The sequence below is a fragment of the Consotaella salsifontis genome (assembly GCF_900167365.1).
GTDB classification, from domain to species: domain Bacteria; phylum Pseudomonadota; class Alphaproteobacteria; order Rhizobiales; family Rhizobiaceae; genus Consotaella; species Consotaella salsifontis.
In genome coordinates this window covers 305,203-330,142 of sequence record NZ_FUXL01000002.1, presented here as the reverse complement: position 1 = coordinate 330,142, position 24,940 = coordinate 305,203, and the positions used below count along the sequence as shown (strand labels likewise).

General features: G+C 66.0%; 21 protein-coding genes and 1 pseudogene. 14 read left to right on the top strand and 8 right to left on the bottom strand.

Features of this window, described 5'->3' with window-relative positions; genetic code table 11:
- Positions 1-32 precede the first annotated feature (32 nt).
- Together B5D38_RS03590 and ppdK are read left to right on the top strand one after the other, a co-directional pair.
- Entirely contained in the window at positions 33-803 is a 771-nt protein-coding gene (locus B5D38_RS03590; RefSeq protein ID WP_245318775.1) for a DsbA family protein, read from the top strand.
- A gap of 101 nt (positions 804-904) precedes the next feature.
- On the top strand, positions 905-3,574 hold the full coding sequence (gene ppdK / locus B5D38_RS03585) for a pyruvate, phosphate dikinase (RefSeq protein ID WP_078706972.1): 2,670 nt from the start codon (positions 905-907) through the stop codon (positions 3,572-3,574).
- Between the two features lie 46 nt (positions 3,575-3,620).
- Here the strand turns inward: ppdK and B5D38_RS03580 are convergent, their stop codons facing one another.
- Together B5D38_RS03580 and B5D38_RS03575 are read right to left on the bottom strand one after the other, a co-directional pair.
- The gene (locus tag B5D38_RS03580; protein ID WP_078706971.1) at positions 3,621-5,402 is read right to left on the bottom strand and encodes an SLC13 family permease; all 1,782 of its coding nucleotides are present in this window, start codon (positions 5,400-5,402) and stop codon (positions 3,621-3,623) included.
- Between the two features lie 185 nt (positions 5,403-5,587).
- On the bottom strand, positions 5,588-5,992 hold the full coding sequence (locus B5D38_RS03575) for a hypothetical protein (RefSeq protein ID WP_131829858.1): 405 nt from the start codon (positions 5,990-5,992) through the stop codon (positions 5,588-5,590).
- 197 nt (positions 5,993-6,189) lie between these two features.
- Here B5D38_RS03575 and B5D38_RS03570 point away from each other — a divergent pair, with 197 nt between their 5' ends.
- Positions 6,190-7,113 carry a DUF1499 domain-containing protein gene (locus B5D38_RS03570; protein WP_078706969.1) on the top strand — a complete coding sequence of 308 codons (924 nt, stop codon included), beginning with the start codon at positions 6,190-6,192 and terminating at the stop codon, positions 7,111-7,113.
- Between the two features lie 15 nt (positions 7,114-7,128).
- Here B5D38_RS03570 and modC read toward each other — a convergent pair whose 3' ends face one another.
- The 5 genes from modC to hemG are packed head-to-tail and all read right to left on the bottom strand — an operon-like array spanning position 7,129 to position 11,175.
- Positions 7,129-8,226, bottom strand: coding sequence for a molybdenum ABC transporter ATP-binding protein (gene modC / locus B5D38_RS03565; protein WP_078706968.1), 1,098 nt, complete (start codon positions 8,224-8,226; stop codon positions 7,129-7,131).
- Complete coding sequence (gene modB / locus B5D38_RS03560) at positions 8,223-8,906, bottom strand: molybdate ABC transporter permease subunit (protein WP_078706967.1); 684 nt, start codon at positions 8,904-8,906, stop codon at positions 8,223-8,225. Before modB ends, modC begins: the two co-directional genes overlap by 4 nt.
- A 6-nt stretch (positions 8,907-8,912) precedes the next feature.
- Positions 8,913-9,674: a molybdate ABC transporter substrate-binding protein gene (gene modA / locus B5D38_RS03555; protein WP_078706966.1), complete on the bottom strand. Its 762-nt coding sequence runs from the start codon at positions 9,672-9,674 to the stop codon at positions 8,913-8,915.
- A gap of 12 nt (positions 9,675-9,686) precedes the next feature.
- A complete protein-coding gene (locus B5D38_RS03550) occupies positions 9,687-10,475 on the bottom strand; it encodes a TOBE domain-containing protein (protein ID WP_078706965.1) in 789 nt (262 codons plus the stop codon).
- 58 nt (positions 10,476-10,533) lie between these two features.
- Positions 10,534-11,175 carry a menaquinone-dependent protoporphyrinogen IX dehydrogenase gene (gene hemG, locus B5D38_RS03545; protein ID WP_078706964.1) on the bottom strand — a complete coding sequence of 214 codons (642 nt, stop codon included), beginning with the start codon at positions 11,173-11,175 and terminating at the stop codon, positions 10,534-10,536.
- Between the two features lie 293 nt (positions 11,176-11,468).
- Between hemG and B5D38_RS03540 the strand changes: the two genes are divergently transcribed.
- From B5D38_RS03540 to B5D38_RS03510, 7 genes are all read left to right on the top strand, one after another.
- On the top strand, positions 11,469-13,433 hold the full coding sequence (locus tag B5D38_RS03540; protein WP_078707119.1) for an FTR1 family iron permease: 1,965 nt from the start codon (positions 11,469-11,471) through the stop codon (positions 13,431-13,433).
- Positions 13,434-13,516: 83 nt separating this feature from the next.
- The gene (locus tag B5D38_RS03535) at positions 13,517-14,041 is read left to right on the top strand and encodes an iron transporter (RefSeq protein WP_078706963.1); all 525 of its coding nucleotides are present in this window, start codon (positions 13,517-13,519) and stop codon (positions 14,039-14,041) included.
- A gap of 79 nt (positions 14,042-14,120) precedes the next feature.
- On the top strand, positions 14,121-15,599 hold the full coding sequence (locus tag B5D38_RS03530; RefSeq protein WP_078706962.1) for a Fe-S-containing protein: 1,479 nt from the start codon (positions 14,121-14,123) through the stop codon (positions 15,597-15,599).
- 3 nt (positions 15,600-15,602) lie between these two features.
- The gene (locus B5D38_RS03525) at positions 15,603-16,922 is read left to right on the top strand and encodes an ABC transporter permease (RefSeq protein ID WP_078706961.1); all 1,320 of its coding nucleotides are present in this window, start codon (positions 15,603-15,605) and stop codon (positions 16,920-16,922) included.
- Positions 16,912-18,120 (top strand): ABC transporter permease, encoded by a 1,209-nt coding sequence (locus tag B5D38_RS03520; RefSeq protein ID WP_207552881.1) that lies wholly within the window; start codon positions 16,912-16,914, stop codon positions 18,118-18,120. The genes B5D38_RS03525 and B5D38_RS03520 overlap by 11 nt, the downstream gene beginning before the upstream one ends.
- A 2-nt stretch (positions 18,121-18,122) precedes the next feature.
- Positions 18,123-18,848, top strand: coding sequence for an ABC transporter ATP-binding protein (locus tag B5D38_RS03515; RefSeq protein WP_207552880.1), 726 nt, complete (start codon positions 18,123-18,125; stop codon positions 18,846-18,848).
- Positions 18,845-19,384, top strand: a complete 540-nt coding sequence (locus B5D38_RS03510; protein ID WP_078706960.1) for a TlpA family protein disulfide reductase — start codon at positions 18,845-18,847, stop codon at positions 19,382-19,384. Before B5D38_RS03515 ends, B5D38_RS03510 begins: the two co-directional genes overlap by 4 nt.
- Here the strand turns inward: B5D38_RS03510 and B5D38_RS03505 are convergent.
- Positions 19,346-19,663 carry a c-type cytochrome gene (locus B5D38_RS03505; protein WP_207552879.1) on the bottom strand — a complete coding sequence of 106 codons (318 nt, stop codon included), beginning with the start codon at positions 19,661-19,663 and terminating at the stop codon, positions 19,346-19,348. The two genes, B5D38_RS03510 and B5D38_RS03505, sit on opposite strands and share 39 nt — an antisense overlap.
- A 3-nt stretch (positions 19,664-19,666) precedes the next feature.
- On the opposite strand from B5D38_RS03505, the gene B5D38_RS03500 reads away from it, so the two are divergent.
- From B5D38_RS03500 to B5D38_RS03485, 4 genes and pseudogenes are all read left to right on the top strand, one after another.
- Positions 19,667-20,224 carry a TlpA family protein disulfide reductase gene (locus B5D38_RS03500; RefSeq protein WP_078706959.1) on the top strand — a complete coding sequence of 186 codons (558 nt, stop codon included), beginning with the start codon at positions 19,667-19,669 and terminating at the stop codon, positions 20,222-20,224.
- Positions 20,225-20,540: 316 nt separating this feature from the next.
- Positions 20,541-21,557: pseudogene (locus B5D38_RS03495) on the top strand (DctP family TRAP transporter solute-binding subunit).
- Between the two features lie 93 nt (positions 21,558-21,650).
- Positions 21,651-23,414 carry a sensor histidine kinase gene (locus B5D38_RS03490; RefSeq protein ID WP_165690777.1) on the top strand — a complete coding sequence of 588 codons (1,764 nt, stop codon included), beginning with the start codon at positions 21,651-21,653 and terminating at the stop codon, positions 23,412-23,414.
- Positions 23,411-24,769 carry a sigma-54-dependent transcriptional regulator gene (locus B5D38_RS03485; RefSeq protein WP_078706957.1) on the top strand — a complete coding sequence of 453 codons (1,359 nt, stop codon included), beginning with the start codon at positions 23,411-23,413 and terminating at the stop codon, positions 24,767-24,769. Before B5D38_RS03490 ends, B5D38_RS03485 begins: the two co-directional genes overlap by 4 nt.
- Positions 24,770-24,940 lie beyond the last annotated feature (171 nt).

Here is a 24,940-nt window from a genome sequence, read left to right as displayed (position 1 = left end):
GGGCCGCAGGCAATGAGGAAGGTGTAGAGCCGATGAGTCCAATGCCCGATTGCGCCACCGACAACCGACGCACAACCGTTTCTGCATGGACGCGCCATGGAGCGCTTCTGCTTTGCGGCGTCGCCTTTGCCGCATTGCCCGCGGCGGTTGGCAGTGCCGCGGCGGATGACGCCGCTGGTCCGCTTGTCGCCCAGGCGGAAACCGCGCCGGCCAATTCGTCGCCGACCAAGTCGTCCGTCGAGGCGCCGAAGCCTCAGTCGCATGTCGACGTGGAGAAGCTGATGGCACCTCAGGCGCTGCCGGACATCGTCCTCGGCAAGGAGGATGCGCCCGTCACCATCGTCGAATACGCCTCCCTGACCTGCAGCCACTGCGCCGATTTCCACAAGGAGACGTTGCCGGTGGTGATGAAGAACTATGTCGACACGGGCAAGGTGAAGTTCATCCTTCGCGAATTTCCGTTCGACCCGCGTTCTCTCGCCGCGTTCATGATCGCACGGTGCGCTCCTGATGGTCGCCGGACGGCGATGACCGACGTGCTGTTCGACCAGCAGAACACCTGGGCCACAGCGCAGAACGCCTCGGAGGCATTGCTGCAATTGGCCAAGCTTGCCGGCTTCACGCAGGAGAGCTTCAAGGCTTGCCTCACCGACAAGGATCTTCAGCAGAAGGTGATGCAGGTGCAGAAGGCAGGTGAGGCCTTCGGTGTAAACGCGACGCCGACTTTCTTCGTCAACGGCGACATGTATCCGGGCGCATTCCCCCCCGATGAGATGAGCGCCATCATCGACGCCCATCTCTGAGGAAGCGCCACGCCCTTTCGGGCGGAACGCTTTTGATTTGCGCCCCGATGTTCTAGAGGTGAGGTTCCTGCGAAGGCGCGGGACCACCCGACGGGCGAGCCATGACCAAGCGGATCTTCACCTTCAGGCGCGGTGCTGCGGATCGGACGGCCGATGCCGCCGAGGCGCTGGGCCTGAAGGGCGCCAATCTGGCCCTTCTGGCGGCACTGGATCTTCCCGTGCCGCCGGGCTTCACCGTTTCGACTTCCGCCTGGCGTCAGGTGTCTGCCCAGTCTGACATGCCGGCGGAGGTGCGAGCGGAGATCAGTGCCGCCATCAAATGGCTGGAAGAGGTGACGGGGCGACAGTTCGACGGCGACTGTCCGTTGCTTCTGGCCATCCGCACCAGCGCCCGCGTGCCGATGCCGGGTCTGGCTGAGACAGTCCTCGACCTGGGGCTCAACGACCGAACGGTCGAGCGGGTCGCGGCCGAGTTGGGCGATCTCTCTTTTGCCTTTCGCAGCTATGGGCGCTTCATCGAAGCCTTCTCGGCGCTCGTCTACAATGTTGATCCCGCAGATTTCGAGGAGATCGCCGACGACGAACGGCAGCTCCGCAACTGGACCGGCGACGAGCCGCGCACCCTGGAGGAATGGCGCTCGCTGATCGCGCGCTATCTCGCCTTCGTCGAGGATGAGGTAGGCGAGGCGTTGCCTCAGACTCCCCTGGAACAGCTCTACCGCGCTATCGAGGCCTGCTTCGCGACATGGCGCCGCCCCGTGGCCCGCACCTTTCGCCTCGCTCACGGCATCCCCGAGAATGCGGGCGTTGCCGTCACCGTTCATGCCATGGTCTTCAACGAGCGCGACGAGAAGTCCGGGACGGGGCGGGCCATCTCCCGCGACCTGTCCACCGGCCAGCCCCGCCTCACGGGCGAATTCACCCCCGGCGCACGGGATCGGTCGCAGATTGGTGGCGACGGCAAGGTGCTTGATCTGAGAGCGCTTGCTCATCCCGACCAGCGCTCGCTCTTCCCCGGCGATATCGAGGCCCTCGCCGATCATGTCAGGCGCCTGGAAGCTCACGTCGGCGACGCTGTCGAAGTGACGTTCATGGTAGGGGACAGCGAGCTCGTCCTTCTGCAATCAGGCGTCGCCAAGAGGACGGCGCCGGAAGCCGTGCGTGTGGCCGTCCGGTTGGTGGGGGAGGGGCTCATCGACGAGGAGGAGGCCGTTCTTCGGATCGATCCCGCCTCGCTGGAACAGCTCCTTCATCCGACGATCGAGCACACGGACGATCTCCTGCCGCTCGGCAAGGGCATGCCCGCCGCGCCCGGCGCGGCGACTGGCGAGATCGTGTTTTCGGCCGAGGCCGCCCAGGCATACGCCGCAGAGGGGCGGCCGGTGATCCTCGTGCGCACGGAAACCTTCCCGGAGGACATTCACGGGATGCATGTCGCCGACGGCGTCGTGACGATCCGTGGCGGCACCACCAGTCACGCCGCAGTGGTGGCGCGGGGTATCGGCAAGCCCTGCGTCACCGGCGCCGGCTGGCTGCGGATCAATCGCGCCGAGGGCGCGCTCTATGCTTCCGAGCGCGTCCTGAGGGAGGGTGATTGGATCACCATAGACGGGTCGACGGGCGAGATCATCCAGGGGCGAGCGAGCCTGCGCCCGCCCGGCCTCAGCGGCGACTTTGCCAGCCTCATGGATTTCGCCGACGCCGCGCGCCGGATGCGCGTCAGGACCAACGCCGAGACGCCGAGCGAGGCGCGCGCCGCGCGGGCCTTCGGCGCCGAGGGCATCGGCCTTTGCCGAACAGAGCACATGTTCTTTGACGGCAACCGCATCCAGGTCATGCGGGAGATGATCCTCGCCACCGACGAGGCGGGCCGCCGCGCGGCGCTCGATCGGCTCCTCCCGATGCAGCGTTCGGACTTCGTGGAGCTTTTCGAGATCATGGCTGGCCAGCCGGTCACGATCCGCCTTCTCGATCCGCCCCTGCACGAGTTCCTGCCCAAGGGCGAGGGCGAGATCGAGGACACGGCGCGCCAGCTCGGGATCGATCGCGCCGTCCTCTGTCAGCGCATTATCGCGCTGAAGGAGATGAACCCCATGCTGGGTCATCGCGGCGTCCGGCTTGCCATCTCCTATCCCGAGATCGTCGAAACGCAGGCCCGTGCGATCTTCGAAGCCGCGATCGAGGCGGGTGCGCGGGCCGGGGCGGCCGTGGTCCCAGAGATCCTGCTGCCGCTGGTTAGCCTGCGCAAGGAGGTCGACTTCGTCAGGAAGCGCATCGATCAGGTCGCCGCCACCGTCATGGCCGAGCGCGGCTGGAAGGTCGATTATCTGGTCGGCACCATGATCGAGCTTCCGCGCGCCGCCGTTCAGGCGGATACCCTGGCTGAGGCCGCAGACTTCATGTCGGTCGGCACCAACGATCTGACCCAGACGGTTTTCGGCATCTCGCGCGACGACTCGGCCAACTTTCTTGCCACCTACGAGCGTCAGGGAATTCTTGGGCGTGATCCCTTCCAATCCGTGGATGTTGAGGGGGTCGGCGAGCTGATCGCTCTTGCGGTCGAAAAGGCGCGCCGGACCCGACCTTCGATTGCCATGGGCGTGTGCGGCGAGCAGGGCGGCGATCCTGCCTCCATCGATTTCTTCGAGCGGGTCGGCATCGACTATGTGTCGTGCTCTCCCTTTCGCGTACCGATCGCTCGCCTTGCCGCCGCACAGTCGGCGATCCGCGCCGCCCGACTGGCGCAGAGCCGCCCGCGCCCGCGCGGATAGAGTATGACGCCCCGAAGTCGCGTTTCGCTCTCGGGTCGTTGGAATCTTACAGGCCGTAATAGAAGCTGATGGCGATGCAGCTCACCAAGCCGACCAGAATATTCATCGGCAGGCCGACCTTGGTGAAGTCGAGGAACTGGTAGTTCCCCGCCGCATAGACCAGCGTGTTGGTCTGGTAGCCGATGGGCGTTGCGAAGGACGCCGATGCACCGAACATCACCGCCACCACCAGGGCGCGCGGCTCTATTCCGAGCACGCCAGACAGACTGATCACCAGCGGCGTCATGACCACGGCGACGGCGTTGTTGGTCACGATCTCGGTCAGGACGGAGGCGACCGCGTAGATCAGGATGAGGGTGACGAAGGGCGGCGCGTGGCGCACGATGGGCTCGATGGCCGTGACCAACATCTCGACAGCCCCGGTGTTTTCCATGCCCTTGCCGATGGCCAGCATCGCGAAGATCAGGATCAGGATGTCGCCGCGGATTGATCGCCAAGCTTCGTCGGCATCGAGCACCCGCACCAGCAGCAGCGCCGCGATGGCCAGGAACGCCAGCATCTGGATATCGGCGATGTTCATCGCTGCCAGGATTACGACGCCGAGGAGCGCGCCGATGGCGAGCGGCGCCTTGGAGCGGCGGAAGGAACGCGCCTTGGTCACGTCGACGCCGATGAGGTCGTTGGCCTCTGCGATCCGCGCGATGGCATCCGGGCGCCCCTCCAGCAGGAGACGGTCGGCAGGCCGCAGGCGGGTTTCGGCGAGCGACGGGCCGGGCACGTGGCGATAGCGGGCGACGCCAAGAACCGCGACGCCGGAGCCGGAGATTTCGAGAAGATCGGAGATGCGCCGTCCGATGCCTCGTCTGAAGGGGGCGACCGTGGCTTCGACGATGACCCGCGCGTCGTCCTTCGCTCGCTTGGAGACGCGGGCGACGCGGTAGTACTCGCTGTCGTTGAGGGTGAGGATCTCTTCAGGCGTACCAACGATGACCAGACGGTCGGCCTTCTGCAGCTCCAGAAGGCCGAGATTGGAGCGGATGGTTCCGGTGCCGCGTTTGACCGCGATGAGCCGGATGCCGCGTGTCGAGAGCTCGGTGATCTCTTCCAGACGGCGCCCTATGGAAGGCGCGCCCTCCGCGACCGTGACCTCCGTCAGGTAGGTGTTGGGATTGGTCGCACCCAGGAGGTCCGATGCGTTCTGCCGCTCGGGAAGAAAGAAGCGGCCCACCAGCCCGAGATAGATCACGCCGGTTGCGGCTGCGGCGATGCCTATGGGCGTGATCTCGAAGATCGAGAAGGGATCTAGCCCTTTGTCCCGCGCCACACCGTCGACCAGAAGGTTGGTTGAGGTCCCGATGAGCGAGCACGTGCCGCCGAGAATGGTCAGGAAGGACAGCGGCATGAGAAGACGCGACGGCGCCATGTCGAGCTTTCTGGCGAGCTCGATGACGATCGGGATGAAGACGACCACGACGGGCGTGTTGTTCATGAACGTCGAGGCGACGAGAACGCCGGCGGCCATGAGGCCCAGCGTCCAGTGCGGATGCTTCTCCGCACTGGATACGACTTTCGTCGCTGCGGCTTCGAGCGTGCCTGTTCTTATGAGCGCGCCCGACAGGACGAACATGGCGCCGATGGTGATGGGCGCGCTGTTGGAGAAGACCTCCGTGAATTGATCGTTGCTGAGAAAGCCGAGAGCGAGAAAGGCCACGGCGCCCGCGGTCGCCGTCACCTCTGGCGGATAAAGCTCCAGCGCGAAGGCGAGGAAGACCAGAGCGACGATCGCAAGGCCGATGACGGCCGAATAGTCGTGGAGAAACGCGGGCATCGGCAAAGCAGATCACAAAGCTGGAAAGGGGCAAGCGGGATATTTCAGACCGGCGCGGCCGGTAATCCGTCGCTCGCGGCGATGGGCACTAGGCAGGCTCAAGAGCACGGTGTTCCTGCACCGCAAAAAAGGGATCGCTGTCGATAATGCCTGAATCGCCTCAACGGGAGGCGACCATCGAATAGTCAGGCGCAGGCGCTTGCCGGCATCGTTGCAGCGCGTTGTCCATCCCGGAAACGCTCGATCACGCGGACGAACGCCTGAGCGAAACCCGAAAGGCGTTCGCTGATCTCGCTCTGGCCGCAGAGGCGGATGCTCTCGCCGAGCATGTCGAGCGCGGCAAAGGCGATCTGCTCCCTGCTGCCCGTGGGAATACGGACGGCAGCGATTCGCGACGCGTTCTCCATTGAACAATCCGCCGGTACTTCGAAGAGGAATTCTCCGCCTACGGCCTCCGCTGCCCGGCGGACGCATGAGCGAAAATCGACGTCGAAAGGCTGCTCCAGATCGAGAGCAAGCTGGAATTCCATGATCTCGAAAGGCTCAGGGCGCATCGGTCCTGACGGTGCGGTGGAAGTTTCCAGCTTCATGATCGTCCCCTCAACGCCCGGTCGGCGTAATCATGTCGGCCGCTCACATCTCGATATGCGCTTTCCGGCGGGGAAATAACTGCTGGCAATGCGGGACGGTTCCGTGTCCGCCGGCAAAATGCCGGCTATCGTTACCGAACCATTAAGCCGCTCTTTCTCGCCTGACTTCGCAGGGAAACTCGGCTACATCATGCGGCATGAGCTTGGCCCTTCGCTATGCCGGCCACCGAGCGTCCGGTCACTATCTTACCCGCCGTCTGCGCGCGCCGCGCTGGGCTCGGCGCCTGGCGATCTTTGCGCCCGTTCTTCTGGTGGTCGCCATAGCGATGTACAGGCTGGGGGCGGTGGAGCTCGATGCGCTCTACATCCTTTTGGCCCTCGTGTGCGCCTTGTCGGTCGCGGCGCTGATGCTGTCGTTGATGGTCATCCAGTGCGTTTGGCGCAAGGGAGATCGCGGCGGCGGTCAGGCAATTGGCGCGATGGCTCTCTCCCTGCTGACCCTGCTGCCCTTCCTGGCCGGCGCCTATCGCTGGGAGGTCATGCCGCAGACCAATTTCGCGGTGACGGGCGAGGGCATCAGTGTGCCAGTCGGCTCCATCGGAGCCCCCGCCAACGGCGTCGCGGCTTTGGTCGGGGAAGCTTCCGCTCCGGTCAGCGGGCGCCGGTTCCAGGCAAGCGCCGCCGATATCTATTCGGTTGCCGAGACGGTTCTGGAAGACAAAGGCTGGCACGTCGAGAACACATCGTCCAACGCGCCGCCTCCGAGCCCGCCGGTCGTCGCCCCGCGGCAGCCGGCGGACGCGCCGCCGGATATTTCGGTCGTGCCGATCCCTTACGATCCTTCGGAGCTCGAGGAAGGCCCCAACGCCGATCCCACCGCCGTGCCGGAAGCCGACGACTATGTCGTCACCGCCGTGGCGCGCAGCCTTGTCTTCGGCTTTCCCAGCGAAGTGGTGATCCATATCCACGAGCAGGACGACGAGACGTTGGTGGACATGCGCTCGACGTCGCTTCTTGTGCCCTTCGACCTTGGCCAGAACCGCTATTTCATCGAGTCGTTCCTGGCGGATCTCGACGCGGCGGCTGCGGGCATTGAAGGAGCAGCGGCCGCCGAGGAGTAGGCGCCGCTGGATTTGCTAGCGCAAGGCCACGCTCTTCACCTGCGCGAACAGCGGCTGGCCGTCGCCGAGATGGAGCATCGTCCAGGACCGACGCGTCATGCGCGCCAGAAGATGCGCGCCCATACCGTCCGAGCCGAGGCCCAGAACCGCGACCACCTCGTGCTCGCCGCGCCGCGTATGGGAGAGGATGCGGCATGGCAAAATATTGAGAATGGTCGAACCGGACGAGGGCTGCAGCGAAAGACTGACATCGCCCGCCTTGATCGACAGGCGCCGCATTTCGCCACTGCAGCCTGCCGGAGCCGGGACGAGAAAGCGGCCGCCGCGCACCGAGAGCTCCAAAAGCCCGTAGGTCGAATCGTGGCCTTCTACTGTCGCGTCCAAGCTGACGGAGGCATCTCGCGAAAGCGCCAGGGGCAGGCGCGGATCGCTCTGAAGATCGCCCAGCCGGCCCGCCGCCAGCACCTTGCCTTCATTCATCAGGACGAGATGGTCGGCGAGGCGCTCCACCTCCGAGATGGCGTGGCTGACATAGAGGATGGGGACGGCGAGACGGGCGTGGAGCCGCTCCAGAAAGGGAAGGATCTCCTCCTTCGTCTCGGCGTCGAGCGCCGACAGCGGCTCATCCATCAAGAGCAGGCGAGGATCGGAGAGCAACGCTCTTCCGATCGCCACCCTCTGGCGCTCGCCGCCCGAGAGCTTGGCCGGAGCCCTGTCCAGAAGATGGCCGATGCCCAGAAGGTCCACTGTCTCCTCGAAGCCGACGGCTGGCTTGACGCCGGCTGCGGTCGACTTGTGCGGAGCGCCGTAGGTGAGGTTGCGGCGCACGGAGAGATGGGGAAAGAGGCTCGCCTCCTGAAAGACGTAGCCGATCGGCCGCATGTGCGGCGGGCGAAAGGTCGTTTTGTCCTGCCAGGTGTCGCCGCCGACGCGGCAAAGCCCGTCAGCGATGCGCGTCAGGCCCGCGATGCAGCGCAGTACGCTGGTCTTGCCGCAGCCTGACGGTCCGAACAGCGCGGTCAGGCCGTGGGCCGGCAGCGTGAAGGCGGTATCCAGCACGAAGCCGCCGAGCCTTCCGCGAAAGACGGCCTCGATGGTTTGATCGTCGATCATTCCGTGATGTGCCCGAGGCGCCTGCCGATGGCCGTGACCGACAGGATAACCGCGAAGGCGAAGACCACCATCACCGCCGCCAACGCATTGGCCTCGCTCCACCGGCTGGTCTCGACATAGTCGTAGATGGCGACGGACAGCACCTTCGTCTCTCCGGGAATATTGCCGCCGATCATCAGCACGACGCCGAACTCCCCGACCGTGTGGGCGAAGCCGAGAACGGCGCCGGTGAGAAAGCCCGGCCGCGCCAGGGGCACCGCAACGGTCCAGAACGCCTTCATCGGCGAGGCACGCAGCGTCGCCGCCACTTCGAGCGGCCGATCGCCCATCGCCTCGAAGGCGTTGCGGATGGGCTGGACGACGAAGGGCATGGAGTAGAGAACCGAGCCGATCACCAGGCCCTCGAAGGTGAAGGCGAGGGTGCGCGCGCCCCACAGCGAGGCGAGCGCGCCACCCGGCCCGTTGGGGCCGAGGGCGACGAGAAGATAGAAGCCGAGCACCGTGGGCGGCAGCACCAGGGGCAGGGAAACCACTGAGGCTGCCGCTTCCTTCCACCAGGCGCGCGAGCGCGCGAGCCACCATGCCAGCGGTGTGCCCACGATGAGAAGCAGCACCGTCGTGACGAGAGCAAGCTCAAGTGTCAGGCGTATCGGAACGAGCGTGTCGGCGGAAAACAGCATTGACCGTTATTGGGCCCCGTCGACCGCGTAGCCGTACTTCTCGATGATCTTGCGCGCCTCGGGGCCCTTCAGGAACTCGATGAACGCTTTGGCCGCCTCGTTGTCGGCGCCGGTCTTCAGGAGCACCGCGTCCTGGCGGATCGGGGTATAGTCCTCCTGCGGCACCAGCCACTGCGAGCCGTCCTCGCGCCCGGCGATTTGCGACAGGGCGACGAAGCCGAGCTCGGCATTCTTGCTATCGACGAACTGGAACGCCTGAGAGATATTGTTGCCCTCGACGATTTTTGCCTTCAGCGCATCGTAGACGCCGAGCTTCTTCATCGTCTCGACGGCAGCCGCGCCGTAGGGAGCCGCCGTTGGGTTGGCGATGGCGATCTTGTCGAAGCCCCCCGATTTCAGCGTCTCCTCGCCTTTCACGCGTTCTGCGTCAGGGCTCCAGAGGACGAGCTTGCCGATGGCGTAGGTGAAATCGGTGCCCTCGACGCCGAAGCCTTCCGTAATCGCCTTTTTCGGCCGCACATCGTCAGCCGACAGGAACACCTGGAAGGGCGCGCCCTGGGTGATCTGCGTGTAAAGCTGGCCGCTCGAACCGAAGCTCAGCTTGGCCGTGTCGCCCGTGGACTTGGCGAAAGCGTCGGCGATCTCCTTCACCGCCTCGGTGAAGTTAGCGGCGACGGCGACGTTGGTCTCCGCGGCCTGCGCGGGCACACCAAAGGAGAGGGCGGTCGCCAGACCGGCGGCCACCATCGTCAGGGTCGAGGTTTTCATTGGTTCTCCTGTTCAGTCGATGGCGACAATGACGTGAGCGGCTTCGAACAGCGCGAAGGCGGGGCGGCCCGGCTGAAGGCCTAGCGTCTCCGCGCTGCGGGTGGTGATGGTGGCGGCGAGTGTCTTGTCGTCACCTATGTCGAGAACGACTTCGGCCGTCACCGGCGAGGTCTCGCAGCGCAAGACGGTGCCCGCCACGATGTTTCGTGCGGAAATCTTCGGCGGCGCCTCGCCGACAGCGAAGGCGACGAACGGGGCCTTGATCAGCATCGTCGCCTCGCGCCCGATCACGAGGCCAAGCGAGCGCACGCTCTCGTTGGTGACGATGGAATAGATGATCTGACCCTTGGCGACCTCGACCCCGATCTCCGAGGTCAGCGCGTCCTGGGTCATCGTGACGATGGTGCCTCTTAAGGCATTGCGGGCACTGGTCTTCATGAGATAGCCGGAGATCAGGTTGACGGGCGAGATACCGCTTCCGGCAAGCTCCGGCTCGATGGCGCGCATCACCCGCGTCATCTCGCCTTCCAGCCGGTGAAACGCCTGGAGCACCTTGAATCCGGCCGGCGTCAGGCTGGCGCCGCCGCCGGCCCGTCCGCCCGTGCGCTTCTCGAGCAGCGGCTGGCCGAAGAGGTTGGCCATGGCGTCGAGCGCGTCCCAGGCCGCCTTGTAGGTGAGGCCGACGGCCTTGGCTCCAGCGGTGATCGAGCCTTCTCGCGCCACCGCCTCCAGAAGGCGAATGCGATCGCGCCCGACCGGTGAACGGTCGTCCGCGCGCAGGCTGACCAAAGCTTCCATCATGGGCAGGGGCACCAAACGATATGTACTCACCGTACATAACGGAAGAATGTCGCCCTGATCAACCCCCAGCCGCCGGAGACGAATTGCCGCCGTCGGCCGAGGCATGCTCCCCATCCGGCCGGAAAGCCGCGATTGCTGCCGCGAATGCCTCCACCTTTGCCCAGTCCGTATATTCGACGATCGTCGACGGATCGGTCGGCCCGCCCGTCATTCGCATGATCAGGCGGATCATGAAGCGGTCGAAAGGCTTGTAGCGCGGATAGTCCAACCTCCCGGCGAAGGCGGTGGCCAGAACGGGTTTGAGGCCGAGATGAGCGATCAATTTGCGCAGATAGACATTGCTATCGGCGCCATCCTTGCCGGCCTTGCGCGCCGTAAGGTTCACGGAAGCGAGAAAGAGCGGCGGCGCGTCCGGCGTATTGGCGAGCGCTTTGAGAAAGCGGATGCCTTCCGGCAGGTGGTGGCCATAGCGCAGCGCCAGGATCGCGACGACCGGACCGCCGGGCTCTACTCCGGCCGCAGGATCGTTGCGCTCCATGAGGTCGAGAGCGACCGTGGGAATGCCGCGATTGACGAGATGATGGGCGACCTGCTCGGCGATCTTTTTCGACTGACCGTCTCGGGTGGCGTACCAGATGTTCATGCCGCCCTCGCAGCGTTTCCGTTCGATCGTTGGCGTCCCGTCGTTGGCGCTTCGCATGGCTGGATATCCGCCGCCACGCGGCAAACTGAAACAGAGTCCCTCTGGAACCGCGACGACAATTTGACGCAGCGGCTCATTTTGCTTTCGCTCACAACAGCATGTGCGGACCGCCGACAGTTGGTGCCAAGCCTGGTCTGGAAGGGTTCTAAAACATGAAAGTGAATTTCATCATTTTATTCTTGACAATTACTCTCACGCTTTAGAGTGTGCCGCCGAGGTCGGGGACGGCCGGTCCCGGGAGCCGGGACGCCGCGCATCCCCGTCGAAGCCAATGAACGAAGGTGGTCATCATGCGACGTCTGGCCTGGGCGTTTCTCCTGCTCTTGGGGCTGGCGATACCGAACCTGGCTCATGCCGCGCCCGACTATCGCAGCCTCGTGAGCCGGATCGACCAAATGCTCGGAGAGGCGGAAACGGCCTATCGGGCCGGCGAGGCCGACAAGGCAAAGACGCTCGTCCAGCGCTCCTATTTCGAGCTGTTCGAGAACCTCGAGGGGCCGATCCGCGTCAACGTCTCCGCCAAGGCGAGCTATGCGCTCGAAGCCGAGTTCGGCGACATCCGCCAGCTCATCGTCGACGGCAAGCCGGTAGACGAGGTGGCCGATCGCATCGAAAAGCACATCGCCGCGCTGAATGCCGTCGTGCCGACGCTGGAGCAGGGCTTCGTCATTACGGCCGAGCCGACCGCCCATCCGTCCGATACGGCTTCGTCCGACGCCGCGCCGCAGGAGCCTGTTCAGGTCGCCGCCCCGCAGACCATCGAGCCCTACTGGGAGCGCGCCGTCGCCCGGATCACCGATGATCTCAATGCCGCTGCCGATGCTCTGGAGGCGGGAGATGCCGCAAAGGCCAAGAATCTGATCAAGCAGGCCCAGTTCGACGGCTACAAGAACAGCCTGCTGGAGACGGCGGTGCGCCGCTTCGTCTCGCAGCAGCAGGACATCGAATACAACGCCGAGTTCGAACGCATTCTCGGCCTCGCCGAGGACGGGCGCGAGCCGCGCCTCATTCGCGGATCGGCCAAGGTGCTGGCGGCTGACATGACTAGCCACCTTCCCGGTCTGCCGCTCGTTGGAGCGGCCAAGGAAGAGGCGCAGTCGATGCCGGCGCCGGAGACGGACTGGTCCGATGTGGCGGGCCGCGTCAACGCCGCGATCGCCAGCGCCATCGAGGTCGCGCAGGGCGGCAACCAGGATCAGGCGGTGGCCATGCTCTCCGACGCCTATTTCGACGTCTTCGAGGCGAGCGGGATGGAAAACCGCATCGGCGCGCGCGATGCGGCGCTGAAGACGACGCTCGAGGGCCATTTCAGCAAGTTGATGGCGCTTGTCGGGAGCAAGGCGAGCGATGCCGACCTTTCCGCCGAGGCGAATGCCATGGTGGCCGATCTCGACCGGGCCGTCTCGATCCTCCAGCCCGCCGGCGGCAGCGGCCCGTGGGCGCTGTTCGGCTACGCTCTCCTGATCCTCCTGCGCGAGGGCTTCGAGGCGATCCTCATCGTCACGGCCATCACGGCCTATCTCGTCAAGACCGGCCATGGCGACAAGCAGGGCGTCATCCTCAATTCGGTCGTCGTGGCGCTTCTGGCCAGCGTGGTGACGGCGGTGCTGCTGAAGCTGGTGTTCGCCGCCTCCGCCGCGAGCCAGGAGGTGCTCGAAGGGGCGACCATGCTGTTCGCGGCCGTCATCCTCTTTTCCATGAGCTATTGGCTCATCTCCAAGGCCGAGGCGGCGCACTGGTCGTCCTATATCCGCGAGAAGGTCCAGGGATCGCTGTCGTCCGGCTCCATGCGCGCGCTGTGGCTGACGAGCTTCCTCGCCGTCTATCGCGAGGGCGCGGAAACCGTGCTCTTCTATCAGGCGCTGACCATCGGCGCGGACACCAGCGGCCTTCTGGCCATCGCTGGCGGGTTCGTCCTCGGCGCGATCGGCCTCGCCTTCGTCTACTGGGCGATGAAGTCCGGGGCTCTGCGGCTTCCGATCCGCGCCTTCTTCCAGGGCACGGGCGCGCTGCTCTACATCATGGCCTTCATCTTCGTGGGCAAGGGCGTGATGGAGCTGGTGGAGGGCAAGGTCTTCTCGCCGACGCTCATTCCGCATGCGCCGGAGATCCAGGCGCTCGGCATCTATCCCTATTGGGAAAGCATGATCCCGCAGGCTCTTCTCGTCGTTGCCGCCGCCGTCGCCTTCATCGTCATCGCCCGCGCCGGGCGCTCTTCCGAAACATCGCCGGCGAGCGCGGCCCAACGCGGCTGACGCCGCGCATCAAATGCCGTCGGCCGCTGGCTGGCCGACCCGCCTCGAACCCTTGCTTTGCCAACACCAGGAAGGAGACAAACATGAAGCACCTGGTCCTCACCGCCTCGATCCTTGCCTTCGGCGCCTCCAGCGCCTTTGCCGCCGAGGAGTTCAAGGAATACCCGATCGGCGAAGGGCAGACGCTCAACACGCTGGACGTGGCGGCGGTCTACCTGAAGCCCATCGACATGGAGCCGCGCGGCATCGATCTGCCGGCGTCTCAGGCCGATATCCACCTCGAGGCCGACATCCACTCCGCCCAGGGCAATCCCAACGGCTTCGGCGCGGGCGAATGGGTGCCGTATCTGACGGTTTCCTACAACCTTCAGAACACGGACACGGGCAAGGTGCTGACCGGCAATCTGATGCCGATGGTCGCCGTCGACGGCCCGCATTACGGCTCGAACATTAAGATGCCGGGCGCTGGCAACTACAAGCTGACCTATCACATCGACCCACCGTCCAAGCAGGGCTTCGGCCGTCATACGGACGAGGCGAGCGGCGTCGGCCAGTGGTTCCAGCCGTTCGATGTCGATTTCGAATTCCAGTACGTGCCGCTGAAGTAGGCCGTACTTAAAGAGATGACATTGGGGCGGCGCCCGCGTTTCGCGGAGCGCCGCGCCGGTCGTGGAAAGGAAGGGGACAATGGCGTTCTATATCGCGGCATTGGCTCACGCGCTCCTGCCGCTCGCGGTGATCATGGCTCTGGTTCCCTCTCTGGCCAGGCGCGCGAACGGTGCGCTGCCGGCCGGCGGCGTTCTGGCGCTGGTCGCCGGCTTCGTCGGCGGCGGGGTGGCGACGCTTGCCGCCGCGATCAATTCCAGCGAGATCGTCGTCGGGACCTTGATCCATGGGCTGACGCTGGTCGTCGCGGCGCTGGCCTTGCTCGCTCTGGTCGGGCTCCTGGCAGTCCTGATCCGTCGCGGCAAGGGCACGGTCCTCGCCCACGCCACGGCGCTTTTCCTTCTCGCCGCGTTCGCGGCGCGCGGCATCTACGACGCGGCCTCGGCCAGCGCCAACCGGAGCCTGACAGTTACCGGCGTCGTCAACACCGAGATGATCGTCAATTCGGCGGCCCTCGTCATCGGCGTAGCGCTCCTTCTGGCGCTGGCGTTGGTGGGCGCGCGGGTGGTTGCGCGCGCACCGCGCTGGCTCGCGCTCGCGGTTCTCGCGCTGGTGCTTGCCATGGAGGTCGTCGCCGGTTCGGCGGCCGTCATGCTCGGCCTTCTGAAGCTCGACGCCATCGGCGTTTCGTCGGGCCGCATCTCCTATGTCGCCAAGGTGCTGATGGTCGCGCCCTGGGCGGCCTATGCCGAGCTGGCGCTTCTCCTCATCCTCGGCATCGCGACGGTCCTGCGCAGCCCCCGCGTGCCGCCCTTGGCCGATGCCGCGCCAAGCGCCGAGCGCGTCGAGCATCGCAAGGTGAGGGCGAGGGCGCTGTTCGAGCGGCGCTGGCGCACGCGCCTTGCGGGAGTGGCGGTGTTTCTCTTCGCCGTGCTCGCCTACCAGGACCTGTACGCGTCCCTGCCGCCCGCGCTCTCGGCCGCCGCACCGGTGACGCCGGACGAGAAGGGCGAGGTCCGCATCCCGATCGAGCAGGTGAAGGACGGCGACCTTCATCGCTACGCCTATGTCGCCGCCGACGGCCATCGCGTCCGCTTCTTCCTCATCAACCGCTACGACGCCGAACACGTCCGGATCGGCGTCGTCTTCGATGCCTGCATGATCTGCGGCGACGACGGCTATATCCAGCGCGGCGAGGAGATCATCTGCATCGCCTGCGGCGTGCGGATCTTCAAGCCGTCCATCGGCAAGCCCGGCGGCTGCAATCCCATCCCACTGAAGCATCAGGTCGCCGGCGACACCATCGTCATCGCCAAAGCCGATCTCGACAAGGGCGCTTCGTATTTCTCCGAGGTCGTCGAGGTCGATACGGTGGACCCCGTCAACGGCGAGAGCGTCAACAACCTCAAGGCGCCCTATCGCTACGACTATGGCGGGCGGACCTACTTCTTCTCCGGCAAGGACTCCTACGAGGCGTTCAAGGCCGACCCCGGAAAATACACCAAGGGCAATGAGGCGCGGCGGCTGCGCGTTCAGGGCCACGAGCAGGTGGAGGGCTAGGCGATGTTGGGCCGGATGCTGTGGCGCTCCGTTCTGGAAGGGCGCCGGCGCAAGAGCCTCGCGGCGATCACCGTCGCCCTTTCAGCGGCGCTGATCACCACGCTCTTTTCCCTTTCCGTCGACGTCGGCGACAAGATGGCAAAGGAGATGAAGTCCTACGGCTCCAACATCCGCGTCTCGCCCAAGGCGGAGGCCATGCCGCTGGTGATCGACGGTGTCGACTACAACCCGTTGAAGGACCAGGACACGCTGGAAGAGGCCGATCTTCCCAAGATCAAGGACATCTTCTGGCGCAACAACATCGTCGGCCTGTCGCCACGCCTTGCCGTCGCCGCACGGGTCGAGGGTGCGGCGGATACGTCGAAACCGGCCGAGGTGAATCTCGTCGGCACCTATTTCGACCACCCGCTGGCCTTGCCGGACGATCCCGACTACCGCACCGGCGTCAGGGCGACCAACCCATTCTGGCGGGTAGACGGTGCCTGGCCGAACGAAGACATGGCCGGCGCGCCCTCCGAGGAGGTGCTCGTCGGCGCCAACCTCGCCTCGCGGCTTGATGTGAAGACGGGGGACGAACTGACGCTTTCGCTCGCCGCTGACAGCGGAGCCGCCGAGACAGTCAAGGTGTCCGGCATCCTATCGACGGGCGACGCCGAGGACGATGCCGTCGTCGCGCCGCTCGCCCTGGTCCAGGGTATGACCGGCCTCGAGGGGCAGGTTCAGTCGGTCGACGTCTCGGCCCTGACGATCCCCGAGAACGAGCTTTCGAACCGCGCCCGCCGCGACACCGGCCAGCTGACCGCCGAGGAATACGACGTCTGGTATTGCACGGCCTATGTCAGCTCCATCGCCCATCAGATCGAGGAAGCGGTGCCCAACGCCGCCGCCCGGCCGATCTGGCAGGTGGCGGCCAGCGAGGGCGTGGTGATCGGGCGCATTCAGGTTCTGCTCCTCACCGTCAGTCTCGCCGCCATTCTAGCCGCGGCGATGGCGGTGTCCTCGCTGATGAACACGACGGTGCTGGAGCGCTCGCGCGAGATCGGCCTGATGAAGGCGCTCGGGGCGCGCCGCTGGGAGATCCAGGCGCTCTTCCTCGGCGAGGCGGCGATGGTCGGGCTGGTCGGGGGCGTTCTCGGTCTCATTGTCGGCGTCGGCCTCGCTCAGGTGGTCGGGCGCAGCGTCTTCGGCACCGGCATCGACTTTCAGTGGATCACGGTGCCGATCGTCCTTGTCGTCTCAGTGGCGACCGTGATGCTGGGCTCGATCCTGCCGGCGCGCAGCATCTCCTCCCTCTCGCCGGCGGAGGTGCTCCATGGCCACTGATCGCAACGCTTCTGGCGGTGGCGGAGCGGCGGCCCGCCCGCTCGGCCCGCGCGCGCGCATGTTCACTCTGATGGTCGTTCGGGCGCTGACCAAGCGCGGCAGCCGCCTGACCGTAGCCCTCGGCGCGATCGCCGTCGGCGCGGCGGTCGTCTTCGCCCTCACGAGCCTCTACTTCGACATCTCCATCAAGATGAGCGAGGAGCTGCGAACCTTCGGCCCGAACATCATCATCTCGCCCCATGTCGACGAGAAGCAGGGGGGTGAAAGCCGTCTGGCTGATGCCTCGCTTCTGGAGAGCGCGGCGAAAAGCCTTCCGGCGGATCGGATGGTCGGCGCGACGCCCTATCTCTACGGCGTCGTGCGGCTCGATCGCGGCAACGCGGTGCTCGTCGGCGCCGATATGGCGGCCATGCGCGCCCTCGCGCCCTATTGGCAGGTGGACGGAGGATGGATCGCGGCATCGTTCGACGATCGCAACGCCATGGTCGGGCGGCGCCTCGCGACCTCCATGGGGCTGAAGGTCGGCGATCCCGTCACCATTGTGAACCGCGACCGCAGCACCCAGGCGAGCGTCACCATCAAGGGCATCATGGACACCGGCGAGGCCGAGGACGACCAGATCTTCATCAATCTGGCGCTGGCGCAGAAGATCCTGAACGAGCCGGGCAAGGCGAACTTCGCCATGGCCTCCATCGTGGCCGACGGCGCCGAGGCCGATAGCCTCGCCGCCTCGATCGGCCAGCGCTTTCCCGGCATCGAGGCGCGTCCCATCCGCAAGGTGTCCGAGGCGGACGGCCAGATCCTCGGCAAGATCGACGGGCTGATGGCGCTGGTGGCGCTCATCATCCTCGTCATCACCACGCTTTGCGTCAACGCCACGCTGACCGCCATGGTCGCCGAGCGCACGCCGCAGATCGGCCTGCAAAAGGCGATCGGCGCCTCCGACGGCTCGATCGTCGCTCAGTTTCTGGCCGAGACGGCGCTCGTCTGTCTCGTCGCGGTCGCGATCGGCATTGTCGGCGGCTTCCTTCTGGCCCAGCTTCTGGGGCAGGCCGTCTTCAGCGCCTGGGTGACGTTCCGCCCCGGCATGGTCCCGCTGACGCTGGGACTGTGCCTGATCGCGGCGCTTGCCGCCGCGATGTTGCCCATTCGCGGCGCCGTTCGCGTCGTGCCCGCCCGCGTCTTGAGAGGAGAATGATCATGGCTCCCATGGATGGAACGGCGTTCGCCGCCGTCTCCGACGATGCCGCCACGACGAGCGCGCCGATCCCGAACCCGTCTCGCGAGGTGATCGGCTGTGATGCGCTCTCCCGCCATTTCGGCCAGGTCGCGGCGCTGGACGACGTGACCTTCCGTGTCGGAGAGGGCGAGTTCCTCGCCATCATGGGCCCTTCCGGCTCGGGCAAGACGACGCTGCTCAACATCCTGTCGCTGCTCGACGCGCCGACCTCCGGCTCCTATCGCCTCGACGGCATCGAGACCGCGAACCTCACGGAAAAGGACCGGGTGGTCATCCGCCGCGAGAAGATCGGCCTCGTCTTCCAGCAGTTCCACCTGATCCCCTACCTTTCGGCGGTCGAGAACGTCATGCTCGCCCAGCACTATCACTCGGTGGCTGATCGCGACGAGGCGCTGGAGGCACTGGAGCGGGTGGGGCTGGCCGAGCGCGCCGGCCATCTGCCGTCCCAGCTTTCGGGCGGCGAGCAGCAGCGCGTCTGCATCGCCCGCGCCCTGATCAACGCGCCGGCGCTCATCCTCGCGGACGAGCCGACCGGCAATCTCGACGCCGACAACGAGCGCCGGGTGATGAAGCTATTGGAAAGCCTGCGGGCAGAGGGACGGACCATCGTCCTCGTCACCCACAACCCGGCGCTCGGCCGGCAGGCGGACCGCATCCTGCGCCTGGAGCACGGGAGGAAGGCATGAGGCGGCTCGCCCTCTCCCTGGCCCTCGGGGCGCTGGTGCTGCTTGCCGCCTGCGACGACAAGCGCGAGGAAGCCCTGCGCCAGCCGGACGGCGACAGGACGGCGCCGGAGATCGTTGCCACGGACCTCGACGGCTCCACCGTTCGCCTCGCGGATCTCAAGGGCAAGGTCGTCCTGGTCAACTTCTGGCAGGCGAGCTGCGGACCGTGCCTCGCGGAGCTTCCGGATTTCGACGCCTTCTATCGCGCCAACCAGAACAAGGGCGTCGCCATCCTCGCCATCAATATGGGCGAGTCGGAAGACGTCGTGCGCGCCACAGTGCGCCGGCTGGACCTGTCCATGCCGCTCCTGACGGATCGGCTCGACCTGACCAGCGCGCGCTACAACGTGCTGGCCGCGCCGACCTCGTTCCTGATCGACGGGGAGGGGCGGTTGATCGAGCGCGTCAACGGTCCGCTCAACGAGAAGGCCCTCGGCGAGAAGATCGGACCGCTTCTCTCAGCTCCCACCGCCGAGAGAGGAAACGTAGTCGGCTAGGGCCTTCACCTCGTCGTCGGTGAGCGCCGCCTTGACGCGATCCTGCATGGTGCGGGGAGCGGCGCGGCGGGCGATAAGGGTCTCGGTGATGGTCGCGGCATCGAGCGTCGCGATTGGACGCGACTGGCCAAGGGCGCGCTGATCGCCCTTGGCGCCGTGGCAATCGGCACAGGTGGAGCGAAAAAGCTCCGCGCCATCCTCGTCCGCCAGGGCGGGGAGGGGAACAGCCAAGACAGCGATGAACAGCGCGGCGGCGGCGCCGCGAATACGAAAGGACAAGGGATGGCTTTCTCGGCTGGAGCGTTGAGGAATTGCGTGGGCGGTGTCGTCGCGCTCGCGGCGTTGACCTCTCTGGCCGCATGCAGCGACGCCGGCGAGACGGCGACCGGCGTGAAGGTGGGCGATCATCCGCCGTCCCTGGCTCTGGAGGCGGTGCAGGACCCGATCGGCGTCGCCGATCACGGCCTCGATGCCTACAAGGGAAAGGTGCTGGTGCTCGGCTTTTGGCTCGGCGGCTGCGCGCCCTGCCTGAAGGAGATGCCGGAACTGGTCGAGCTGAGGCGTCGCTATGGCGCCGAGGGGCTCGACGTGCTCCTCGTCAACACCGGCGGCAACCGCAAGGCCGTGGATGACGCCATCGCCGACAACGGGATCGATTTCGCCATGGCGATGGACGCGCTCAACCTCTCCTCCCAGCGCTTCGAGGTCGGCGTCTTCCCGACGACCTTCATTCTCGACCGTGACGGTGTCATCCGCGCCCGTATGGCCGGCGAGCACCGCCCCGGCGACATCGCAAGAGAGGCGACGGCGCTTCTGGGCGCCAAAGGGCCGGATGCCTGAGAGGCGGTGCGGGGATAATAGGAAAGTCATGGTCAACTAATATTCGGGCCGAGGAGGACGGATCAAGCCGCCCCCTTGTCGCAGCGCTCACCGAGCGGGGCGCGTCGTTACGGTCATTCAATCGATTCGCGAAAAAAGCTACCGTTGATTGTAAGCTTTTGGCGCGGGGCCGGGGCTTAGCGTGGTGTCTCGGAGCGGTGTCGAGCCACACGCGTTTAAGCCCGCGGCGGCTTTCCGATCAGGATTTCCAGACTCTTCCGCTCTCGTGAAGGCGGGCGATTTTTGCCCGTGCGGAGAACGAAGAGGAGGGAATTTCATGAAGCTCGCTGCGCTTTGCCTGTCCGCCCTCGCTCTCTTGACCGCGCCCGCCCTGGCCAAGGGCGAATGCGATCCGGGCGAGATTGTCGTCAAGTTCAGCCATGTCGTCGCCGCCGTCGGCCATCCCAAGGGGGATGCCGCCAATTTTCTCGCCCGCCGGGTGAACGAGGAGATGAATGGCCGGATGTGCATGGAGGTGTTCGCCAACGGTTCGCTCGTCAGCGACGAGGCGGTGATGGGCGCCCTCTTGTCCGGGCAGGTGCAGCTCGCCGCGCCCTCGCTCGCCAAGCTCGAGCCCTACACCCGCAAATACCGTATCTTCGATCTTCCGTTCCTGTTTCAGGACCTTTCCGCCGTGAACCGGTTTTTCGTCTCAAACGGCGGAAAGCAGCTGCTCGGGGCCATGCGCGGCTCCGGCTTCCAGGGGCTCGGATATTGGGCGTCGGGACTCAAGCAGTTCTCGGCCATGCGACCCCTGGTTCTGCCTGATGACGCAAGGAACATGACCTTCCGAATCCAGCCTTCCGCCGTGGCCGCGGCCATGATCGATGCGCTCGACGCCAAGGCGAAGGTGACCCCCTTCGAGAGCGTGTTCCACGCCCTTCAGGTCGGCGATGTCGATGGCCAGGAGAACACCTGGTCGAACATCTAAACGCAGGACTTCTACGCCGTGCAGGACGGCATCACCGAAACCAATCACCAGACGCTCGCTTACCTGCTGGTGACGTCGGCCGCTTGGCTGCAGGGTCTGAGACCCGATGTGAGGGAGGAGTTCCTCACGATTGTCAGCGAGGTGACGGCCGTTGCGAACGAGAAGGTCGCCGAGACGGAGGCGCGGAACCGTCAGCGTCTCGTCGACGCCGGCGTTCGCATTCGCGTTCTCTCTCCCGCCCAGCGGAAGGCTTGGACCGATCGGATGAAGCCCGTGTGGACGCGCTTCGAGGGGGAAATCGGCAAGGACTTCATCGATGCGGCCGTCGCCGCTAACGCCGACCCCAACACGCTGGGGCTATGACGGTGGACGAGCCGCTGACGAAAAGGCGCAGTGGCGGCTCAAGCCCTTGCCAGTCTTCGCATTTTGCGCAATGCCAAAGGCGTGATGGGAGGAATGTCGAAGACGTCGCGCAGGATACGCCGCCGCGCCGGCCGATGGGCCGTCGCGGTGCTTGTTGTCGTCTGCGCCCTTCTCGTTCTCGCCGCCGCCATGACCTCACGCGCTCGCGTGCTGGATTCGCTGCGCCGCGAGGCCGAGGAGCGGCTGGCGATCCAGACCGAAGTGCTCACCGGACTCTTCGAGAAATACCGTCTCGTGCCGGCGTTGGTGGCCCGCCGGCGGGATGTGGCCGACCTCTTCGCCGCGCCTGAGCAGGCATCACGCGATGTGGAAGCCGCCGCGATGGCTCTGGAGGTGCAGGGGCTTTCCGGCGCTCCGCATGTGCTCTTCGTCAACAGCACCGGCGCGGTCTTCGCCCACGCCGCGCCGCATCGACCTGCGCCGGCGGTGCCCGCCTCGCTGTTCGAGGCGGCGCGCCAGCACCGGCTTGGCCGCGCCTCCGTGACCGACAGTGCCGGCGAGCGGGCCTATCTCTTCTCCAGCGGCGTCTGGCAGGGCGACAGGCTACTCGGCCTTGTAGCCGTCGCGGTCCCGCTCGACAGCCTGGAAGCGACGTGGTCGCTGTCGCGCAACCCCATCTTCGTTACCGACGAGCTGGGGCGTATCCTTATCTCCAACGTGCCGGACTGGCGACTGCAGCCGGGGCGGGGAGCAACCGCCGTTCTGCCGGCGCACGATCTCGACGAGGTCTTCCTCGCCAGCCCCGATGGGCGCGAGCATCCCTTCGTCGAGGCATCGCGCGATCTGCCGCTGCTCGGTTGGACGCTGTCGGTGCTGGTGGACGTCGCGCCGGCGCGGCTCACCTTCTGGATCGGCGGCGGCGCCGCCGCGCTGGTGCTCGGCCTCGTCGCGCTTGTCGCGCTCTTCATTCTCATGCGGCGGGACGCACTACTGCGGCGCATGAGAAGCGAGCGCGCCGCCACGCTGCGCCTGGAGCGCCGGGTTCGCGACCGCACGCGTGAGCTGGCGCGCGAGGTGGAGGAGCGGGCCGAGGCCGAAAGAAACCTGCGCGCCGCCCAGGAAAAGGTGGTGCAGAGCGCCAAGCTCGCCGCGATCGGGCAGATGGCGACGACGCTGAGCCATGAGTTCAACCAGCCGCTGACGGCGATCCAGGCCTTCGCCGACAACGCTAAGCGCTTTCTGGAGCGGGGCAACTCCGAGGCCGCGACCCGCAACCTCGGCAAGATCGAGGAGATGATCCGCCGCACGGGTGAGCTTTCCCGCACGCTCCTCAGCTTTGCCCGGCCGCCGGATCAGAGCGTGACGTCGGTTCCGCTTGCGGTCGTCGTCGACGAGGCGCTGATCATGATGCGGCCGCGCGCGCGGACGCTTGCCATCGCGCTCGAGATCGAGCGGCCGGAAAAGGCAGTCGCGGTTCAGGGCGGCCGCATCCGGCTGACGCAGGTCGTGGTCAACCTCCTCGCCAACGCCATCGATGCCGTGTCCGAGGAGAAGGACGGGCGCGTTCGCATTGCCTGGGGAGAGGATGAGGAGGGGGCGTTCCTCTTCGTGGAAGACAACGGCCCCGGCGTTTCGCCGGAGATGCGCCAGACGATCTTCGATCCCTTCTTCACAACCAAGGGCGTCGGCAAGGGCTTCGGCATCGGCCTTTCCATCGTCGCCAGCATCGTCGCCGAATTCGGCGGCTCGATCGCGGTGGGCGAGGGCAGGGAGGGCGGCGCCCGCTTCGAGGTGAGGCTGAAGGGCGGAGGCGCGACCTTGCCAACAGAGAGCATGACAGTGAAAGTCGCATCATGACCGCGCCCCGCCAGCCGCCGACCGTTCTTTTCGTTGATGACGATCCCGACCTTCGCGAGGGCATTGGCGAGAGCTTCGAGCTTGCCGGCATCGCGGTTCAGGTGTTCTCCAGCGCGGATCTGGTGCTGGAGCGGGTGACGCGTTCGCTCAACGGCATCATCGTCACCGATATTCGTATGCCGGGCATGGACGGGGCGAGCCTCATGCGCAGCGCTTTGGAGATCGATCCGGCGCTGCCGGTCATCGTGATCACCGGCCATGGCGACGTGCCGATGGCGGTGGAGACCATGCGCGACGGCGCCTATGACTTCATCGAGAAGCCCTTCGCCATGGATCGGCTGCTCATCGCCTGTCGCCGCGCTCTCGAAAAGCGCCGGCTGGTGCTGGAGGTCCGGGCGCTGCGCGACGTGCTCGACCAGCAGAAGGCGCTTGCCGCACGCCTTGTCGGGCGTTCATGGGCGATGGAGCGCCTGCGCGCCGAGATCACGGCGCTGGCGGGCACCGACGCCAACGTGCTCATCCACGGGGAAACGGGTTCCGGCAAGGAGGTCGTGGCGCGGGCCCTCCACGACTTCTCGGAGCGCGCTGAAAAGCCCTTCGTCGCCATCAACTGCGGAGCTTTGCCCGCAGACATCATCGAATCCGAGCTTTTCGGTCACGAGGCGGGAGCCTTCACCGGCGCCGCCCGCCAGCGCATCGGCAAGATCGAGCATGCCGCCGGCGGCACCGTCTTCCTGGACGAGATCGAATCCATGCCCCTCGATCTTCAGGTCAAGCTGCTGCGCACGATCGAGGAGCGCCGCATCGAGCGGCTCGGCTCCAACAGGTCGATCGGCGTCGACGTGCGATTCGTCGCCGCCACCAAGGAGGATTTGGCGGCGGCCAGCGCGTCGGGCCGCTTCCGCGCCGATCTCTATTATCGGCTCGATGTCGCCAATCTCCACATTCCGCCGTTGCGCGAGCGGCGCGACGACATTCCGCTGCTTTTCTTCCATCTCGCGCGGGAGGCGAGGGCGCGCTATCGGCGGGAGATCCCAGAGATGACGCCGGAGATGGAGGCCCGCCTTCTGGCCCATGACTGGCCGGGCAATGTCCGCGAGCTCCGCAACGTCGCCGACCGCTTCGTCCTCGGGCTCTATCGCATCGCGGAAGACGCGCCACGCCCACGCGAGGCGCCGGGGATGGACGAGCGCAGCCTTGCCGAGCGGGTCGACGATTTCGAGCGCGCCCAAATTCGAGCGGAGCTGAAGAGGAGCGAGGGCAGGCTCAAGCCGGTTTACGAGCGTCTTCAGATCTCCCGCAAGGGGCTCTACGACAAGATGCGGCGGCTTGGTATCGAGGGCGCGGAAGGGTAGAACGCGACCCATCGCCGGTTGCAATGTGTCGTCATCTACACATCGGATGGGGCTGTCATGCTCCTCATCGACGACGTTCCGCCGCAGAAGGCTGCCGACGCGTCGCCTCCCGCGAACTGCGGCAACTTGGCACACCTCTTGCTCTTCCTGAAGCGGGCGCGGGTGGTTCCA

What these genes read in the sequence shown, in the direction of transcription:
- modB (WP_078706967.1), bottom strand. Translation starts at nt 8,906, where the DNA reads ATGCTGTTTTCCGCCGACACGCTCGTTCCGATACGCCTGACACTTGAG.
- B5D38_RS03590 (WP_245318775.1), top strand. Translation starts at nt 33, where the DNA reads ATGAGTCCAATGCCCGATTGCGCCACCGACAACCGACGCACAACCGTT.
- B5D38_RS03490 (WP_165690777.1), top strand. Translation starts at nt 21,651, where the DNA reads ATGTCGAAGACGTCGCGCAGGATACGCCGCCGCGCCGGCCGATGGGCC.
- B5D38_RS03500 (WP_078706959.1), top strand. Translation starts at nt 19,667, where the DNA reads ATGGCTTTCTCGGCTGGAGCGTTGAGGAATTGCGTGGGCGGTGTCGTC.
- B5D38_RS03580 (WP_078706971.1), bottom strand. Translation starts at nt 5,402, where the DNA reads ATGCCCGCGTTTCTCCACGACTATTCGGCCGTCATCGGCCTTGCGATC.
- B5D38_RS03575 (WP_131829858.1), bottom strand. Translation starts at nt 5,992, where the DNA reads ATGAAGCTGGAAACTTCCACCGCACCGTCAGGACCGATGCGCCCTGAG.
- hemG (WP_078706964.1), bottom strand. Translation starts at nt 11,175, where the DNA reads ATGCGAAGCGCCAACGACGGGACGCCAACGATCGAACGGAAACGCTGC.
- B5D38_RS03570 (WP_078706969.1), top strand. Translation starts at nt 6,190, where the DNA reads ATGAGCTTGGCCCTTCGCTATGCCGGCCACCGAGCGTCCGGTCACTAT.
- modC (WP_078706968.1), bottom strand. Translation starts at nt 8,226, where the DNA reads ATGATCGACGATCAAACCATCGAGGCCGTCTTTCGCGGAAGGCTCGGC.
- B5D38_RS03520 (WP_207552881.1), top strand. Translation starts at nt 16,912, where the DNA reads ATGGCCACTGATCGCAACGCTTCTGGCGGTGGCGGAGCGGCGGCCCGC.
- B5D38_RS03485 (WP_078706957.1), top strand. Translation starts at nt 23,411, where the DNA reads ATGACCGCGCCCCGCCAGCCGCCGACCGTTCTTTTCGTTGATGACGAT.
- B5D38_RS03550 (WP_078706965.1), bottom strand. Translation starts at nt 10,475, where the DNA reads ATGATGGAAGCTTTGGTCAGCCTGCGCGCGGACGACCGTTCACCGGTC.
- B5D38_RS03535 (WP_078706963.1), top strand. Translation starts at nt 13,517, where the DNA reads ATGAAGCACCTGGTCCTCACCGCCTCGATCCTTGCCTTCGGCGCCTCC.
- B5D38_RS03525 (WP_078706961.1), top strand. Translation starts at nt 15,603, where the DNA reads ATGTTGGGCCGGATGCTGTGGCGCTCCGTTCTGGAAGGGCGCCGGCGC.
- B5D38_RS03515 (WP_207552880.1), top strand. Translation starts at nt 18,123, where the DNA reads ATGGCTCCCATGGATGGAACGGCGTTCGCCGCCGTCTCCGACGATGCC.
- modA (WP_078706966.1), bottom strand. Translation starts at nt 9,674, where the DNA reads ATGAAAACCTCGACCCTGACGATGGTGGCCGCCGGTCTGGCGACCGCC.
- B5D38_RS03510 (WP_078706960.1), top strand. Translation starts at nt 18,845, where the DNA reads ATGAGGCGGCTCGCCCTCTCCCTGGCCCTCGGGGCGCTGGTGCTGCTT.
- ppdK (WP_078706972.1), top strand. Translation starts at nt 905, where the DNA reads ATGACCAAGCGGATCTTCACCTTCAGGCGCGGTGCTGCGGATCGGACG.
- B5D38_RS03540 (WP_078707119.1), top strand. Translation starts at nt 11,469, where the DNA reads ATGCGACGTCTGGCCTGGGCGTTTCTCCTGCTCTTGGGGCTGGCGATA.
- B5D38_RS03530 (WP_078706962.1), top strand. Translation starts at nt 14,121, where the DNA reads ATGGCGTTCTATATCGCGGCATTGGCTCACGCGCTCCTGCCGCTCGCG.